Origin of the sequence: Nodosilinea sp. E11, from assembly GCF_032813545.1 — a bacterium.
In the GTDB taxonomy this organism is placed as follows: Bacteria; Cyanobacteriota; Cyanobacteriia; order Phormidesmidales; family Phormidesmidaceae; genus Nodosilinea.
In genome coordinates, this window is record NZ_CP136520.1 from 3,805,601 (window position 1) to 3,822,448 (window position 16,848).

15 protein-coding genes are annotated in these 16,848 nt (G+C 56.5%); 9 read left to right on the top strand and 6 right to left on the bottom strand.

Annotated features, from left to right (window positions below):
- Positions 1-147: 147 nt before the first annotated feature.
- Positions 148-477: a hypothetical protein gene (locus RRF56_RS19070; RefSeq protein WP_317034745.1), complete on the top strand. Its 330-nt coding sequence runs from the start codon at positions 148-150 to the stop codon at positions 475-477.
- A gap of 119 nt (positions 478-596) precedes the next feature.
- On the opposite strand, the gene RRF56_RS19075 is transcribed toward RRF56_RS19070, so the two are convergent.
- Together RRF56_RS19075 and RRF56_RS19080 are read right to left on the bottom strand one after the other, a co-directional pair.
- Entirely contained in the window at positions 597-740 is a 144-nt protein-coding gene (locus RRF56_RS19075; RefSeq protein ID WP_317034746.1) for a chlorophyll a/b-binding protein, read from the bottom strand.
- 169 nt (positions 741-909) lie between these two features.
- A complete protein-coding gene (locus tag RRF56_RS19080; RefSeq protein ID WP_317034747.1) occupies positions 910-1,122 on the bottom strand; it encodes a chlorophyll a/b-binding protein in 213 nt (70 codons plus the stop codon).
- Between the two features lie 210 nt (positions 1,123-1,332).
- Between RRF56_RS19080 and RRF56_RS19085 the strand changes: the two genes are divergently transcribed.
- Entirely contained in the window at positions 1,333-2,097 is a 765-nt protein-coding gene (locus RRF56_RS19085) for an SDR family oxidoreductase (RefSeq protein ID WP_317034748.1), read from the top strand.
- 306 nt (positions 2,098-2,403) lie between these two features.
- Here the strand turns inward: RRF56_RS19085 and codA are convergent, their stop codons facing one another.
- Together codA and RRF56_RS26460 are read right to left on the bottom strand one after the other, a co-directional pair.
- Complete coding sequence (gene codA, locus RRF56_RS19090; RefSeq protein ID WP_317034749.1) at positions 2,404-3,636, bottom strand: cytosine deaminase; 1,233 nt, start codon at positions 3,634-3,636, stop codon at positions 2,404-2,406.
- Positions 3,637-3,818: 182 nt separating this feature from the next.
- Positions 3,819-4,007, bottom strand: a complete 189-nt coding sequence (locus RRF56_RS26460) for a replication restart DNA helicase PriA (RefSeq protein WP_410510495.1) — start codon at positions 4,005-4,007, stop codon at positions 3,819-3,821.
- Positions 4,008-4,507: 500 nt separating this feature from the next.
- On the opposite strand from RRF56_RS26460, the gene RRF56_RS19095 reads away from it, so the two are divergent.
- Positions 4,508-5,365: a transglutaminase family protein gene (locus tag RRF56_RS19095; RefSeq protein WP_317034750.1), complete on the top strand. Its 858-nt coding sequence runs from the start codon at positions 4,508-4,510 to the stop codon at positions 5,363-5,365.
- A gap of 85 nt (positions 5,366-5,450) precedes the next feature.
- Here RRF56_RS19095 and RRF56_RS19100 read toward each other — a convergent pair whose 3' ends face one another.
- Entirely contained in the window at positions 5,451-7,295 is a 1,845-nt protein-coding gene (locus tag RRF56_RS19100; protein WP_317034751.1) for a serine/threonine-protein kinase, read from the bottom strand.
- A gap of 555 nt (positions 7,296-7,850) precedes the next feature.
- On the opposite strand from RRF56_RS19100, the gene RRF56_RS19105 reads away from it, so the two are divergent.
- The 6 genes from RRF56_RS19105 (at position 7,851) to RRF56_RS19130 (ending at position 15,984) form a co-directional block, all read left to right on the top strand.
- Positions 7,851-9,590, top strand: coding sequence for a GGDEF domain-containing protein (locus RRF56_RS19105; RefSeq protein ID WP_317034752.1), 1,740 nt, complete (start codon positions 7,851-7,853; stop codon positions 9,588-9,590).
- Positions 9,591-9,634: 44 nt separating this feature from the next.
- Positions 9,635-10,003 carry a cupin domain-containing protein gene (locus tag RRF56_RS19110; RefSeq protein WP_317034753.1) on the top strand — a complete coding sequence of 123 codons (369 nt, stop codon included), beginning with the start codon at positions 9,635-9,637 and terminating at the stop codon, positions 10,001-10,003.
- A gap of 521 nt (positions 10,004-10,524) precedes the next feature.
- The gene (locus RRF56_RS19115) at positions 10,525-12,495 is read left to right on the top strand and encodes a long-chain fatty acid--CoA ligase (protein ID WP_317034754.1); all 1,971 of its coding nucleotides are present in this window, start codon (positions 10,525-10,527) and stop codon (positions 12,493-12,495) included.
- Between the two features lie 116 nt (positions 12,496-12,611).
- Positions 12,612-13,064: a YlqD family protein gene (locus RRF56_RS19120; RefSeq protein ID WP_317034755.1), complete on the top strand. Its 453-nt coding sequence runs from the start codon at positions 12,612-12,614 to the stop codon at positions 13,062-13,064.
- Between the two features lie 152 nt (positions 13,065-13,216).
- A complete protein-coding gene (locus RRF56_RS19125; protein WP_410510496.1) occupies positions 13,217-14,521 on the top strand; it encodes a dihydrolipoamide acetyltransferase family protein in 1,305 nt (434 codons plus the stop codon).
- Positions 14,522-14,523: 2 nt separating this feature from the next.
- On the top strand, positions 14,524-15,984 hold the full coding sequence (locus tag RRF56_RS19130) for an amidase (RefSeq protein WP_317034756.1): 1,461 nt from the start codon (positions 14,524-14,526) through the stop codon (positions 15,982-15,984).
- Between the two features lie 225 nt (positions 15,985-16,209).
- Here the strand turns inward: RRF56_RS19130 and RRF56_RS19135 are convergent, their stop codons facing one another.
- Positions 16,210-16,755, bottom strand: a complete 546-nt coding sequence (locus RRF56_RS19135) for a late competence development ComFB family protein (protein ID WP_317034757.1) — start codon at positions 16,753-16,755, stop codon at positions 16,210-16,212.
- Between the last annotated feature and the right edge of the window lie 93 nt (positions 16,756-16,848).

Sequence of the window (16,848 nt, forward strand, 5' to 3'; positions counted from 1 at the left end):
AAAAAGCCAGGGGCTGACGATCGCTGAGGGGTTACCCTGGGTCTTCTATCGTCGCCGTTGTGGCATTGATGGCGGCGGCAATGCCGGGTAATGATCTGCGTAGCCCTCTGTAGCGGTTTTAAACCCTTTTATTTCACCCCTCTAACCATGCAGACTAGCGAACTCCAATGGACGGCTCAGGAGCAGTCTATTGCTAAAGCCGCCTTTGCTAAGGCCTACCAGCGAGAGATTCAGGCCCTAGTGCAGCTAGTGCGACAACAGGCCAGCACGATTGCTGGCACGGACGATATCTGGCATCTCCACGATTTTCTCAGCGCCCGACGCCACGAACTCGACGGCAAGTATGATGATCGCGAGTCGGCCTTGTTATTTGTGCTGGCTGATCTGGTTAAAGAAAATTGGCTCAGTTTTGCCGATTTAGAGGGCCTTGATGCCTTAAAGCTATCGAAAATAACGGCCCTAACCCGCATGATGTGAGTGGGTGGGCCGATGCGGCCGCGATAACTGTTGAAACCTACACAAAAAAGGGGAGTGAACGTTCACTCCCCTTTTTTCTATTCAATTGTGATTGATTTGCTAACTAAGGCACAGATGACTTACATCAAGCCAATCTGAGACAGAATACCCTGACCGGTCACAAACTCGGTAGCGACACCAATCACAAAGCCCAGCATGGCTAGACGACCATTCCAGGTTTCCGCAAAGTTAACAAAGCCAAACTTGGTTTCGTTGGTTTCCATGGTGGATATCTCCTAGTTGATGAAAGGACGGAAATCAATATCCTGTTACTTAACGTAACACAGGTTTTTCGAGCCTTGGGTCTGAGAATGATGACTTTATCTAAGGTTGACGATTGAATCGCTCAATGAGGCTTTAGGAAAAGATCTCGGGCTCTAAAAAGGTGATGGACTATAGGTTGGTTAGCCAGGTGACGACGCCATGACCCGTGAGCGCTTCAAACAGCACCGCCGATACAAAGCCAATCATAGCCAGCCGACCATTCAACTTTTCGGCATACTCGTTGAAACCAAATTGCTGACTGTCATCGACATAAACCTTGGGCTCGACGGCGTAGTTATTTAAGCGACCGCCATCTTCGGTGGTGTATCCGCTAGTGGTCATGGTGAGAGCCTCCGGTGTGTTTCTGGGTGAATTGTAACGCAGTGTAAACAAATGTTGCAAAACTTGTGATGATTTGGCGCGCGATCGCCACTGTGAGATAGCGGCTTTAAGCCCTACCATCCCCTAGGATGGGCTGGAGTAAAGGGCCGCAGGTCGCGGGAGCGGGTAACTCCAAATTCTGACCTAAGGGCCGCCGATGAGGACACAGGTATGACCTTGATTGATTTACGCAACCGCACTGTTTTAGTCACAGGGGCTTCGCGGGGCATTGGCGCAGCGATCGCCCAGTCGCTCCATGGGGCCGGGGCGGCGGTGGTGCTGCACTACAGCCAGGGGCAGGCCGAGGCTAGGCAGATTGCGGCTGAGTTGGGGAGCGATCGCACGCATCTGGTGCAGGCTGATCTGTCGGTGCCGGGGGCGGCGCGATCGCTGTGGCAGCAGGCGTTAGACTGGCGCGGCAGCATTAGCGCGGTTGTGAATAATGCCGCCACTATGCCCGCCGCCCCGATCGAGGGGGCCTGGGAGCCGTGGTCTAGCGCCTGGCAAGAGACCTTACAGGTCAATCTGGTGGCGATGGCTGACCTGTGTCGAGAGGCTATCCCGCATTTTCAAGCCAACGGGGGTGGCACGCTGATCAACCTGGCCAGTCGAGCGGCTTTTCGGGGCGATGGGCCAGAGTTTATGGCCTACGCCGCCTCAAAGGGGGGAGTGATTGGGCTGACCCGCACGATCGCCAAGGGGTTTGCCGCCGATGGGGTGCGGGCCTATGCGATCGCCCCTGGGTTTGTACGTACCGATCGCATTGAGCAGGTGATGGCTGAGCGAGGAGCTGATTATGTCACCCGCGATATCCCGATGGGGGCACCGGCGGAGCCGCAGGATATTGCTAACCTGGTGGCGTTTTTGGTGGCGGGGTTAGCGCCCCACGCGACGGGGGCGACGTTTGATGTGAATGGGGCGTCGTATTTTCATTGAGGGTTGGTCAGACCTTCTCAGCTCAAAAGCTTGGCTGGCGGCGCACAATAGGGATTGAAAGCCAGATCTGCTGCTGGGGCCATTTCGCTGGCCCCAGACCCCCATCGACCAGGGACGTTCCGCCGCCCTGGACCCGACGGAAAGGACTGGCTGCTCATCGGTTTAAACCTCTGTTTTGCCAATGAACTTGTAGGGAATATTCAACTGGGCGGTTCACGACCCCGACTTTAATTTCCCCTCAACCCTTCAACTTCCTCATCCACCCATCCACCCATCCACCCATCCACCCATCCACCCATCCACCCCCTACTCCCACTTCACCTCTGGGGGCTTTGTCTGCACCAGCAATTTGCCGTGCGAGAAAACATGGGTGACTGTGGCGCGGCGGCGAATGGCGTCGTAGGGGCTGTCGGCGTCGAGGACGATGAGATTGGCGGGTTTGCCGACGGCTAGGCCGTAGGATTCGCCTAGGGCCAGGGTTTTAGCGCCGTTGGTGGTAATCATGTCGAAGCAGGCGGCGATTTCGGCTTGGCCGGTCATTTGGCAGACGTGAACGGCCATGGAGGCGACATCGAGCATGTTGCCAGAGCCGAGGCTATACCAGGGATCTTGAACGCAGTCGTGGCCTAGGCTGACGTTTAAACCCTGCTGCCAGAGCTCTTTAACTCGGGTGACGCCGCGCCGTTTGGGGTAAGTATCGGTACGTCCCTGAAGGGTGATGTTGATCAGCGGGTTGGCGATGAAATTAATCTGCGATCGCGCCAGCAGGCCCATGAGCTTGAAGGCGTAGGCGTTGTTGTAGCTGGCAAAGGCGGTGGTGTGACTGGCCGTGGTTCGAGATCCTAAGCCCGATCGCACGGCGCAGGCAGCAACTACTTCTAGAAAGCGCGACTGGTCGTCGTCGATTTCGTCACAGTGGATGTCGATCAGGCGATCGTAGCGCTGGGCTAGCTCAAAAATGTGGTGCACCGATTCGACGCCGTCTTCGCGGGTCATTTCGTAGTGGGGAATGCCGCCCACGGCATCGGCCCCTAGCTTCAGGGCTTCTTCCATCAGCTCAAGGTTGCCAGGGCTGCCGTAGAGGCCGTCCTGGGGAAAGGCCACCACCTGCACGGTGATCCAGTCTTTGACAATATCGCGTACCTCAAGCAATGCTTTGAGCGCGATTAGATTAGCTTCGCTGACGTCGGCGTGGCTACGCACAAACAGCACTCCCTGCTGGGCCTGAAGCTTGAGGGTGGCGATCGCCCGGGCTTTGACATCGTCTAAGGTAAGCGATTGTTTGCGATCGCGCCAAATCTCAATCCCCTCAAACAGCGTGCCGCTCTGGTTCCAGCGGGGTTGGCCTACGGTGAGGGCTGAGTCGAGGTGAATGTGTGACTCGACAAACGGAGGACTCACCAGCTTGCCGCCCAGCGTAATTTCTGCTGCCGCTGAGGCCGCCAGGTGAGGCTCTAAGGCACAAATACTGCCATGATCTAGGCCGATGTCTATCGACTCACCGTTCGGCAACCGACCATCCCGCAAGATGAGTTCCATAGGTTTAGAGTATCCCCAACAATTCGGTCTGATGCTATCTACGGCCTTGACTATATCAAGTCTGCCCATGGGGCAGGGTAGACCAAGACCCCCTTCAGCTCAAATCCCCAGCTTTGCCGCAAGGACAAAACTGGGGATCGTCATCTATATAGATTTGAGGTGGGTGCCGATAGGGTTTAGCCCTATCGCGCGGAGGCAGCAAATAGCCCTGGAGCATGGGCCTCAATGACTTTGCCAGTGCGGGCACAGGTAATCATGAGATAGTCGCAGGCCGCACACTGGGTGCGCACTAGCTGATCAGGATTAATGTGGTGCCTTTCGGCTAAGTTTCCACAATTAGGGCAATGTACCTGTTGAAAATGGCCAATCATTTTTATAACTCCAGCAGTGCTTTGACGAGATAAATCAGAGATATTATTTGGAAACTAGTTTTAATCAAAAATAAACTCGCAATGGTATCACTCATTGCGAGAGTTGTTTGAATGCTATTGAAAAATCGCAAGCCAAAAGACTGGGTTCCTTATCCTTTATTATGTCTCTGATTTTTCGAGGATGCAACTTTATTTTATAAAGGCTTAATCTTGGGATCAACCTCTGGGCAATGATCCCCGCCTTTAGATAGAGCAATTAAGGGAATGGTTGTTTTTGAGGTTTGAACGCCAAAGTTGGCTAAGAGTGTCTTAATATTGTGTCGTTCTTTACCATTTTGGTTGGGATCCTAGCAGTAATGACTGATCAGTATCTCACTCACTTATTGCTGCGATCGCAGCTAAGCTCTAGGGGAGGAGTATCCGTTCACCCATGTTTTATTTTGTAAAGATGTAGGCCGATTTGATGGCCAATAACCGCCCGGTTCAAACTATTACTGTTTATGCGTTACCAAATTCGCCACCTGACTCGCTACCGGTATCAGCAGCCAGTAACCCTACGGCCCCATACGCTCCGCCTGCGGCCCCGCAGCGACGGTGCCCAGCAGTTGCTGAGCTTTGACCTAGCGGTGACTCCTACTCCGCGTCAGCAAAGCACCATTACCGATACCGACGGTAACGCCACCACGGGCCTGTGGTTTGCTTCAGACCCTGGGGATCAGCTAGAAATTGTCGCTACCGCCGAGGTGGTAACCTGCCGAACCAATCCCTTTGACTATCTGGCCGAACCCTGGGCCGCTACGCTGCCTATCGACTATCCAACCACCCTAAAAACGGTTTTGGCCCCCTATTTAGACCCTGGCGAGGCGCTGTCTCCTGGCGTGGTTGATCTAGCTCAGACCATTGCGGCTGAGGTAGAGGGCAATGTGGGTGTCTTTTTAACTACCCTGACCACCAAAATCTATCAAGCCTGTGACTATACCGTCCGGCCTACGGGTAACCCTTGGCCAGCGGGGGTGACCTGGGGCCGGAGACGGGGGAGTTGCCGCGATTTTGCGGTGGTATTTATGGAAGCCTGTCGAGCTGTGGGGTTGGCGGCTCGGTTTGTCAGTGGCTATGAGGAAGGCGATGCGACGAGTCTCGATCGCGACCTGCACGCCTGGGCCGAGGTCTATGTGCCCGGCGGCGGTTGGCGTGGCTTTGACCCCACCCATGGGCTGGCGGTGAGCGATCGCCACATTGCTCTCGTGGCTAGTCCCTTTCCGGCCCAAACCCTGCCGATTAGTGGTGCAATCCAGGAGGGTAGCCGAGTGGGCTCTACCCTAGAGGCCGAGATCCGGGTAACGGTCCTCGACGATTGAATCGAGCCGCTGTCTTTTGGGGGCTGGGATTGTTTGGGCTCGGGCTGGGCTCGGGAAGCTGAAGTCGGCCATAGCTCGGCTTGGTTCACCGGCCCAACAGTCTTCGCGCCCGCTGGCGTAGGTCTTGGGCGGGGCCATAGTCGGGGTCGATTTGTAATGCCTTTTCTAGGGCGATGATGGCGTGGTCGTAGCGCTTTAGGGCCAGGGCAGCTTCGCCGCGCACCGTCCAGGCCTCTGCCGACTCGCGATCGCGGGCGATCGCCTGGTCAATTGCAGCCAGAGCCTCTGCCGAGCGGCCGAGCTTTTGCAGCACCCGTCCCCGATCGAGCCAGGCCTCAGCCATAGCGGGCATGAGACGGTTTGCACTTTCGTAGAGTTCTAGCGCAGCTAGGAGATGGCCTTGCTGTTCTTCGGCATTGCCTTTACTGCGTACGGCTTCGGGATAGTAGGTGCTATAGGCCAGGGCATCGTCGCAGGCCGCGATGGCCTCGACCGGGCGTTTAAGGCTAATCAATGTCTTGCAACGACCTAGATAGGCGGGGGCGTAATCAATTTGGACTTCTACCGCTTCGTTATAGATGTCTAGGGCATCGGGATAGCTGCCCTGGTCCCACAGGCGATCGCCCTGACGACTCAGGTAGGTAGCCTTTTCTTCGGGGGGCAGCAGCATACTGAGGTCAGTGGCCAAAGACGGTGTGCCAGCCCGCTGAAAGGGGATAGTCACAGTCTGATTAGAGGGTTCAAAGGCGATAGTCAGTCCACTACGCCAGATCACCAAACCAAAGCCAAAGGTGCTGAGCAGGCCAACGGCCAATAGCGAGCCGAGGCGAACCGGTAGCTTGAACTCTTCCTCAAGGACGTCTGGAACCACTAGCGGCAGCGCTCCAGAGGTACTGCCGTTACTGTAGGCCAGATCGACCGGAAACAAAGAGGTCGAGTCTTGGTCGTCAGCGAAAGCCGTGGGTTCTGAGGTTTCAGTCGGGCCAAGGGTGCTGTCGTAGTCATCTCCAGGAAACGTTGGCCCTCGCCCCTGGCTTCCCCTCATCCAGGTTTGGTAGATTTGGGTGCCTACTAGTCCGTGCAACGGATTAGGCAAGTTTTGCAGCGCTTCTAGGGCCTCTTGGGCCGTGGGGTAGCGATCGCGAAAGTCGTAGCGCACCATCTTGTCGAGCACTGCCGTCAGCGCTGAAGAGGTCTCTGGGGCATGGTGCCGCCAAGCTAGTTCGCTGGTGACCGGGTCTTCGTCAATTTTTTGCGGGTGTAGGCCAGTCAGCGCCCGAATGCCCAGCATGCCCACTGCGTAGACATCGCTACTAAAACGGGGCTTGCCCGCATACTGCTCATTGGGCATATAGCCGTGGGTGCCAATGGCCACGGTGATGTTGGTCGCTCCGGTTTCGGCATCGAGTAAGGGAGACGAGGTCACCTGTTTGACCGCCCCAAAGTCGATCAGTACCAGTTTGCCGTCGCGGTGGCGGCGAATCAAGTTAGAGGGCTTAATGTCGCGGTGAATCACCTGCTGGCGGTGCACAAAAGAGAGAATTTCCAGCACTTCTTGCAGCAGCAGCACCACTCGCGTTTCTGACCAGGGTTTACCCTCTTCTACCTGGCGGTTGAGTCGGCTACCCTCGATATACTCCTGGGCCAAATAAAATTCTTGATCTTCTTCGAAGTGAGCCAGCAGGGCTGGAATTTGAGGGTGATTGCCCAGCTGATAGAGCACTCTAGCCTCAGTATCGAAGAGGCGGCGAGCCATATCGAGGGTGCCGGTGTCCTTGTCTTGCACCTTCAGCTGTTTGATCACGCACCGAGGGTGATTCGGGAGGTGCAAATCGCTCACTAAAAAGGTGCGGCTGAATCCTCCAGACCCCAGCCGCCGGACAACTTGGTACCGACCACCCAGTAATGTTTGCTCCATGCTGCCCAGCATTGCGTCGTCAGCTCGGTGATTGAACTACAGATTCACCGATCGGCCCCTTCTCCTAGATGTGGCACATCCGTAGTCTGAGGGCGATTGGTGCTTGTCAAACAGTGACTACCCCAAGGCTGGCATTGATTACGGTAATTACGGCTACCCATCTCGAATTTGGCTGAATGTGTGCGCTTATCGTTGCAATAGATTTTGTGACAAGTAAGGTCCGCTTTGGCAATGCACCCGTTTTAGTTTAGGACTTAGGGGCACAACTGCATTGGGCTATCTGGGTAACCCCAGGAGGGATTACGAGTCCTTCACAGCACTTTATCCTAAGTTTTACAAATGGGTGGTCAAAGCGACGTCAAATCTTGACCTAGACAGATTGTGTCCGGGTGTGGGGCCAGCTGCGCTAAATCAGCTTGGGCTAAGGGCAGGCCCGCTGCCTTTTGGGCAAACTAAACTTAACCCCACCGCGATCGCTGTTTTCGCATCAGCCTCAGACCAACCTCGTTGAGAGTGAGTTTGAGGCTATTGCCCGTGCCGCTGTTCTAACCCTTGTACCGCTGCCCTATGCTACAGCCCGCCTGCCTAGACACCGAGATGTACTTGGCTTTGATCAACCATTTGCCAGAGGCAATCATTGTAGTTGATCAAGGCGGCGCACCCCTATTCTGTAACACTGCCGCTTTGGCAATGCTGCCAGGGGGCATCGCTGGCCTAGGTGGCCTGGGCAACACCTCTAACTACCAGCTGCTTGACGGTCACCATCGCCCGCTGCCCCCTGCTGAACTGCCTGTGACGCGAGTGTTAGCAGGCCAGAGTTTCCACGATGAAGAACTGCTGCTGGTAGTAGGGTCGCCGCCTTACCCCTGCTGGGTGGCGGTCACAGGAGGGCCTTACCCTGGATCAGGCGCTGGCGCTGCTCTGCTTACTCTGCGAGAGATTTCGGCGGCCAAGCAGCAAGGGGTTGCTCTGCTTCAGCAACCGTTCCATGATGGGCTAACCGGGTTGCCGAACCATAAACTGTTTATGGATCGGCTCAGCCATGCCATGGCCCGTACCCGTGACCATAGTCCAGAGGCAATGGCGCTGCTGGTGATCAATCTCAACGACTTTAAGACCATTAACGAAGATCTGGGCCATCAAATCGGCGATCATCTCCTGGTAGAGCTAGGGGCTCGGCTGCAAGCCCAGATTCTCCCAAAGCACACCATTGCCCGTTTGGGGGGGGATGAGTTTGCGGTCTTGCTTGAAGATATTGACACCAGCTCCAAGGCGATCGATTTAGCTGAGCAGTTCCACGTTGCTATTCAGCAGCCGTTTTTGCCGCAGCAGATCTATCTGGATGCCCGCATCGGCATTGCCATCGGCCCAGCTGACTACCAAAACGCGGATGCCTGGCTCCGCGATGCCAAGATCGCGATGCACCAAATTAAGGATAGCTCTGACCAAAACTGGCATGTATTCGATAGTTCGCTACGGATGCAGCAAGACCTGCGTCTAAAAACCGAAATCGATCTCCGCCGGGCCTTAGAGCGGGGTGAACTGCGGCTACACTATCAGCCCATTGTCACCATTAGTAATCAAGAAATTTGTGGATTTGAGGCCCTGGTGCGCTGGCAGCATCCTACTCGCGGGCTGCTAATGCCCAGCGAGTTTATTCATATTGCTGAGGCTACAGGGCTAATCATTCCCCTGGGCCGATGGGTGATGACTGAGGCTTGCCGTCAGATGCAGCGGTGGACTTCTCTGTACCCGGTGATGGCCAACTTTACGGTCAGCGTTAACATGTCGAGCAAGCAGTTTTCTCAGCCGCATTTGGTCGAAGAAATTCAGCAACTGCTGGCTGAAACGGGGTTTGCCGCCAATCGCCTCAAGATTGAAATTACCGAGGGCGTATTGATCGAAAACTCAAACACGATCATCGAAATCCTTGAGCAGATTAAGGCTATGGGCATTGAGCTGCTGGTGGATGACTTTGGTACGGGCTATTCGTCCTTGAGCTACCTCCACCGGTTTCCCTTCGACTGCCTGAAGATCGACCGTTCGTTTATAGAAAACGCCGACCAAGACTTTGAAAAACTAGAGATCTTACAATCGGTGGTGCGTTTGGCTTGGAATTTGGGCCTTAACGTGGTTGCTGAAGGTATTGAAACCTCTCGTCACCATGCTCAGCTCAAAGCTCTGCGGTGTGAGCTGGGGCAGGGCTACCTGTTTTCTCGCCCCCTTGCCCCTGAGGCGGTAGAGGTTATGATAACGGAGAAAATTGCTCAATCCCTTCCCTCTACCCCAACAGACTCAGAGAGCTAGTGGGGCTGTTGAAAAGGGCGATCTAGGCTCCTGTTTGTCTGCCTATGCTAATTCGCAAATTGCTTGACTGTCCCGAATTTATAGCAGGGGACGGTACCCAACTGCGGGAGTTGCTGCACCCTGATAAGCAATCGATTGATCTGCGCTATAGCCTCGCCCATGCGGTGGTGCCGGTGGGGCAAGTGTCTACCCCCCACGCTCTAACCACCTCCGAGGTCTACTACATTTTGGCTGGTCAGGGTGAGATGCATATTGACGGTGAAACCAGCCTGGTAGAGCCGGGGGATGCGGTGTATATTCCGCCCAACGCGCGGCAGCATATTCGCAATACTGGCGATCGCCCTCTGGTATTTATCTGCCTGGTCGACCCAGCCTGGCGACAGGAGGATGAAACGGTCTTTGACCCGGCCTAGGCTGCCGTAGCCCTAACCCCAAAGCTTGAGCCTTGACCACCGACGGTGCTGGCTTGACCGCCAGAACGTCTTGATCTGCTGCCCGATCGTCCGGCGGCGAGATCTGAGGCTACAGTGTTGGAGCTGCCCTAGGAGTTGGGCTAAGGCCGCATCACCCTGAGCTAGTTGAGCGGCCACACAGTGGGATTTGTTTTGGCAAGACGTGCATAACATGGCGGTGGTTGAGTCTAGCCGACTCGATAACAGAACAGATCGCCTCTGGAAGCGATGGGAGAACGCAGGAGCGAATGACTAACTTTCCTATAGTTTGCTTCGCCCAAAAGAAAAGCTGTTCGTCACGAACCGAAGACTTTCTAAAGCTTGCCGGATGGCAAGAGCGCTGAATGGTATCGGCCTCGCCCAGGGGTAACCAGTTCGAATTCTGGAACGGCCAATGTTAAGGCCCTTAAGCTTTAGGGCTAGCCTAAAGCCAGGCTGCGGTACTATGGCCGCAAGCCTTTCGTGAGTTTTTGGGGGTCGCTATGTCTGTATCCACAACTGCGTTGCAAGAGGTGCGTCAGCGCGATCGCGCCTGTCTAGAAGCCCACAACCCCTACGAACGGCTTCAGGCCCTGCACGAAATTTGGCCGATTGTGGCTGAACGATTTGGCGATACCGTAGCGCTCAACGATCCCCACGGCAAGCCTGCGGCGACGCTGACCTACCGCCAACTAGCCGAAGCTATTCGCACCTTTGCCAGCGGTTTGCAGGCCCTAGGGATCGAAAACCGCGCCCATGTGGCTCTTTTTGCCGATAACAGCCACCGTTGGTTCATTGCCGACCAGGGCATCATGACCGCTGGGGGCATGAACGCCGTGCGTAGCGCCACCGCTGACAAAGAAGAGCTGATTTACATTGCCGAACACAGCGAAAGCACGGTGTTAGTGGTAGAAACGGTAGCTCTACTGGGGCAGCTGCGCGATCGCCTCGACAGCCTTCCCATCCCCCTGGTGATTTTGCTGTCAGACGAAACCCCACCCGCTGACGATCGCCTAAAAATTCTCAACTTTAGCCAGCTTATGACCCTCGGGGCTGAGCGTCCCTACACCCCGGTTACCCTTCAGCCTGAAGACTTGGCGACGCTGATCTACACCTCGGGCACCACGGGGCAGCCCAAGGGGGTGATGCTCAGCCACCGCAACCTGCTGCACCAGATCAACACCCTAGAGTCGGTGGTGCAGCCGGTGCCGGGCGATCGCGTGGTGGGTATTTTGCCCTCCTGGCACAGCTTTGAGCGCACCGCCGAATATTTTTTGCTGTCGCGGGGCTGCACCCAGACCTATAGCAGCATTCGCCATCTCAAGGCTGACCTCAAGGCCACTAAGCCCCAGTACATGGTCGGCGTACCTCGCCTTTGGGAATCGATCTATGAAGGGGCACAAAAGCAGTTTCGCGAGCAAAGCCCCGGTAAGCAAAAGCTGATCTTCACCTTCTTTGGCCTCAGCCAGCGCTACGTCGAAAACCTCTGGCGCTGGCAAGACATGAAAATTGACGAACCTAGCCTACCGTCGCTGAAGCGGCTAGGATCAGGGCTGATGGCGCTGGTGCTCTGGCCTCTGCACCAGTTGGGCAAGAAGCTAGTCTACGGTAAGGTGAGCGAGGCCACGGGTGGTCAGGTCAAGCAGTTGATTAGCGGCGGCGGTTCGCTGGCCCGGCATATCGACATTTTCTTTGAAATTATTGGCGTACAGCTAATAGTGGGCTACGGTCTCACCGAAACCGCCCCGGTGCTCTCGGCCCGGCGGCCCTGGCGTAATCTGCGCGGGGCGGCAGGGCAACCGATTCCTTTCACCGAAATCAAAATCGTCGACCCTGAGACTCGTCAAGAGCTGCCCCAGGGCGGCCAGGGGCTGGTGCTGGCCCGAGGGCCGCAGGTGATGGAGGGCTACTACCGCAACCCCGAAGCCACCCAAAAGGCGATCGACCCCGAGGGCTGGTTCGACACGGGCGACCTGGGCTGGATTAGCCGCGACGGCAATGTGGTGCTCACCGGGCGGGCCAAAGATACGATTGTGCTCACCAACGGCGAGAATATTGAACCGCAGCCGATCGAAGACGCCTGCATTCGTAGCCCTTACATCGATCAGATTATGCTGGTGGGCCAAGACCAGCGATCGCTCGGCGCGCTGATCGTGCCCAATGTCGATGCCCTGCAAGGCTGGGCCGCTACCCAATCGCTCTTTCTTGCCGTGCCGGGCGACGACACTCCCGCCCCCGCCGACTGCATCGCCATCACCCTCGACGATGACCGAGTGCAGAAGCTGTTTCGCAACGAACTGGGCCGCGAGGTCAAAGACCGTCCTGGCTATCGCCCCGACGATCGCGTTGGACCTTTCCGCCTAATCTTGGAGCCGTTTTCGATCGAAAATGGTCTGCTCACTCAAACCCTAAAAGTGCGTCGTCCCGTGGTTACCGACCGGTATCGCGATATGATTGACGCGATGTTTGTGTAGCTGCGGGTGGTGCAAAGACTTCACCAACCTGCCGCTGTGCCAGGCAGAACAGTCCGGCTGCCCCTGCCAGGGAGTCGTAGGCGATATTGGTGATTTCTTTACTAAAGTCAAAGATTATGGATGAAAATCAATCGTTGCTGCTCAAGCGGGTAGTCAACATTAAGGCGATTGTGACCCCTCTGTGGAAAGAGGAAGCCCAGAAGCAGCTGCAAGCCCAAATTAACCAGATTGATGGTCGGTTGCAGCAGCTCGAAATGCAGGGACAGCGTATGGTAGCTGAGCTGCAAAAGCAGGCTGAAACCCAGCCCAACAGCGGGGCGGCCATTCAGCAGCAGATGGGCAATATTCAAAACCAGCTCAACCAAGACAAGAGCAAGTTGCTTCAGCAAAAAAATCAAAGTCTCCAGCAGCTGCAAGAAGTGCAGACCCTAGCGGTGGATGCCGAGGTTGACCAGGGCAAGGTCGAGAGCTTCTTTAACGTTGCGGTGGGCGATAACTTGGTGCGCAAGCTTCAAGTCGAGATCTTGATCAAAGACGGTGTGATTCAAGAAATTCGCGGCGAACTCTAGCGCCAGGCTGGGGTCAGGTCTGCGCTCACCCCGCTCACCGCCATCCTCCAATTTGACCACTGATGACCTAAAGGTTCCAGCCTTAGGGATAGAATAATTCCCTGGTATCTCTACTGATCTGTCGTTTTAACCCCGTTTCGGAAGTCACCTCCATGATTCGCGAAGTCTTCATGCCTGCCCTGAGTTCAACTATGACCGAAGGCAAGATTGTGTCTTGGGTCAAAGCCCCCGGTGACAAGGTTGAAAAGGGCGAGACGGTGGTCATTGTCGAATCGGACAAGGCCGACATGGACGTAGAGTCCTTCCACGAGGGTATTTTGGCGGCCATTGTGGTGGAGGCCGGGGGTACAGCTCCGGTGGGTGAGGCGATCGCGCTTTTGGCTGAAACCGAAGCCGAGGTCGAGGCCGCGAAGCAGCAAGCCGCCGCTAAAGCTAGTAATGCCGGTGGGGAAGCTGCCCCTGCCGCTGCTGCCCCTGTGGCGGTAGCTGAAGCTCCTGCCCCCGCTACCCAAAATGGTTCAACCTCTACGGGCAGTCCCAGCGGACGGGTGGTTATCTCTCCCCGCGCCCGCAAGCTGGCCAAAGATCTCAAGGTAGACCTGTCTACCCTACAAGGCAGTGGCCCCCACGGCCGCATTGTCGCTCAAGATGTTGAACTGGCGGCAGGCAAAACCCCGACCCCAACGGCTAGCTCGGCCCCCGTCGCCCCCGCTCCTGCCGCTGCTTCAATGCCTGTCGCCCCGACCCCTGCCGCTGCTGCCCCAGCCCCCAGTGCTGCACCCCTGGGCCAGATGGTGCCCTTCAACACCCTTCAGCAGGCTGTTGTACGCAATATGGCGGCTAGTCTGGCGGTGCCTACCTTCCACGTGGGCTACACCATTACCACCGATGCTCTAGATGGGCTCTATAAGCAAATCAAGTCTAAGGGCGTGACCATGACCGGGCTTTTGGCCAAGGCCGTGGCTGTCACGTTGCAAAAGCACCCCCTACTCAATGCGGGCTACACCGACCAGGGTATTCAGTACCGCTCGGGCATCAATATTGCTGTAGCCGTGGCGATGGAAGGTGGCGGGCTGATCACCCCTGTGCTCAAAAATGCTGATCAGTCCGATATTTATTCCCTCTCGCGGACCTGGGCCGATCTGGTGGCGCGATCGCGCTCCAAGCAGCTGCAGCCCGATGAGTACAATTCCGGCACCTTTACCCTGTCGAACCTGGGCATGTTTGGCGTCGATCGCTTTGATGCCATTTTGCCCCCAGGTCAAGGGTCAATTTTGGCGATCGGAGCCTCTCGCCCTACGGTGGTCGCCACCGCCGATGGCTTGATGGGCGTGAAGCGTCAGATGCAGGTCAATATCACCTGTGATCACCGCATCATCTACGGAGCCGATGCTGCCGCCTTCCTGAAAGATCTAGCTAACGTGATTGAGAACAATCCCCAGTCGCTGACCCTGTAGCTATGAATTCAGTCGACCTGGCCTTCTTGCCCGCCCTCGAACAAGCCCGGCTGATTCGCAGTAAAGAAATCTCGCCGCTAGAACTCACAGAAGTGTATCTAGAGCGGATTGGGCGGCTTAACCCAGCTCTCGGGGCCTACGTCACGGTGATGGCAGACCAGGCCTTAGCCGATGCTAGGGCCAAAACCGAGCATTTGGTCAGCAACCCCGATGACCTGCCGCCCCTGTTTGGGGTCACCGTGTCGGTCAAGGACCTAAACCCCGTCGAGGGGGTAGCTTGTGCCTATGGCATCAAGGCGGCCTGCGATCGCATTGCCGATCAAGACGACTACATTGTCAGTAAGCTGCGCCAGGCCGGCATGGTCATTTTGGGCAAAACGGCCACCTCCCAGCTGGGATCGCTGCCCTATACCGAGCCACCGGGCTTTCCCCCCGCCCGCAACCCCTGGAATTTAGACTACACGCCCGGCGGCTCTAGCGGCGGCGGTGCGGCAGCTTTAGCCGCTGGGCTATGTGCTCTATCCCAGGGGTCTGACGGCGGCGGTTCGCTGCGCGGACCAGCCTTTTGCTGTGGGTTGGTGGGCCTGAAGGCCTCTCGCGGGCGAATTAGCTTTTCTCCGGTGGGAGAGCGATTGAGCGGGCTGGCAGCCAATGGCCCCCTGGGGCGCACTGTGGCTGACACTGCGGCCCTCTTAGATGTTCTCAGCGGCTACGAAGTGGGCGACCCCTACTGGCTGCCCGACCCAGACCCTTCCTTCCTGGACGGCTTGCACACCCCGCTGAAGCCCCTGCGCATTGGCTATGTCACTCGCCTCGACCCTATTGGCGAGATTCACCCAGTCTGTCGTCAGGCTATCTACGAAACGGTGCAGAAGGTCGAAGACCTGGGCCACACGGCTGAGGAAGTTAGTTTTCCCAACCTGGCAGATCTGATTGAGCCCTTCACGGTGCTGTGGGAATGTGTCATTGCCGAGGTGGGAGTGCCCTTTGTGGTGCTAGAGAAGATGAACCGCTGGCTCTACTGGCGGGCCTGGCGCATTAATAGTGGCGCTTACCTGCGGGCGGTGGCCAAGCTTCAGCGGGTGGCGCGGCAGATTGTGCAGTTTTGCCAGCCCTACGACGTGCTGCTAATGCCGGTATATATGCATCCGGTCATCAAAGTCGGTGCCTGGAAAGGACTGCGATCGCCCAAAATTCTCGACAATGTGATCAACTGGGTGGCTCCCTGCCCACCCTTCAACGCCAGCGGTCAACCCGCTCTGGCCATACCCACTGGCTTTGACCCCAACGGCGTACCGGTGGGGGTGCAGCTGGTGGGCCGCCCCGCCGCTGAGGCGACAATCTTAGCCCTGGCGGCTCAGCTAGAGCAGGCTAGCCCCTGGAGCCATCAGCGACCGGCTTTTGCCACTGATCCCCCGCCTACATCCGATACCACCAAACTACTCATACCAAAGCCTGGTTAGCTACCCCCGGTTCAGCAGGACGCATGCCATGCGCTCCTGCGGGTTGGTCTTTTGAGAAGCGGGGTTTTGTGAATTGGATTTGGTATGGGACCAAGCTTTTAGAGGGGATGGCGATTTATCGCCTTTAAAACTAACCAGGGCCGCGATCGCGCCGAGCAAACTGGCTAGATCGAGACCCTGGTTTAGCGGTATTGCACCGGGCTACGGTGCCCACCTGGACAAAATCTACGCCTTGGATGCCGGCTCGAATTTGTGGGCGTGGTCTTGCAGCAGTGAGCTCACCTGGCTGAGCACATTCTCGCCACCCTTCTTTTGAATGGTCTGGCGCTCAGGGTAGAAGTCAGGTTGGTCAAGGTTGCGGGAAATCGCCTGCTGCACCTGGGTCGCGATCAGATCAGATAGCTCACCTCGGGCATTTTCGCGCTGGAAGTTGGCCCCTTCTTCGGTGGTGGCGTACAGGGGCGGTAGCCGGTTGAGGGCATAGGCCGCAATGTCGCCTAGATCTAAAGTTTTGTCCGAGTTAGATTCAATTTCGGCTACCCGTGAGATGGCCTCGGTGAGCACCAGTTCTTCCATGACGTTGATGAACTGTTTGCGGGGTACTGCCACAACTTCGCCAGTTAGCAGCGCGCCCATGAGGCGATCGAGGGCCATGTATTCTTCAATGGAAAGCTCAGCGGCGGTGTCGCAGATGCGGCCGACTTCAGCTTCCATGGCAGGGGTCAGGTAGCCGTCTTGCAGGGCTTGTTCAACAATTTTTTCGATAGTCATTTGGCCAAACGCTCCATAAAACTGGCGGATTAACGGCTTTACTGAAATCTGGGGGGCTGGAAGATTAACTGGGGTAAGTATCCACCTGGGTTT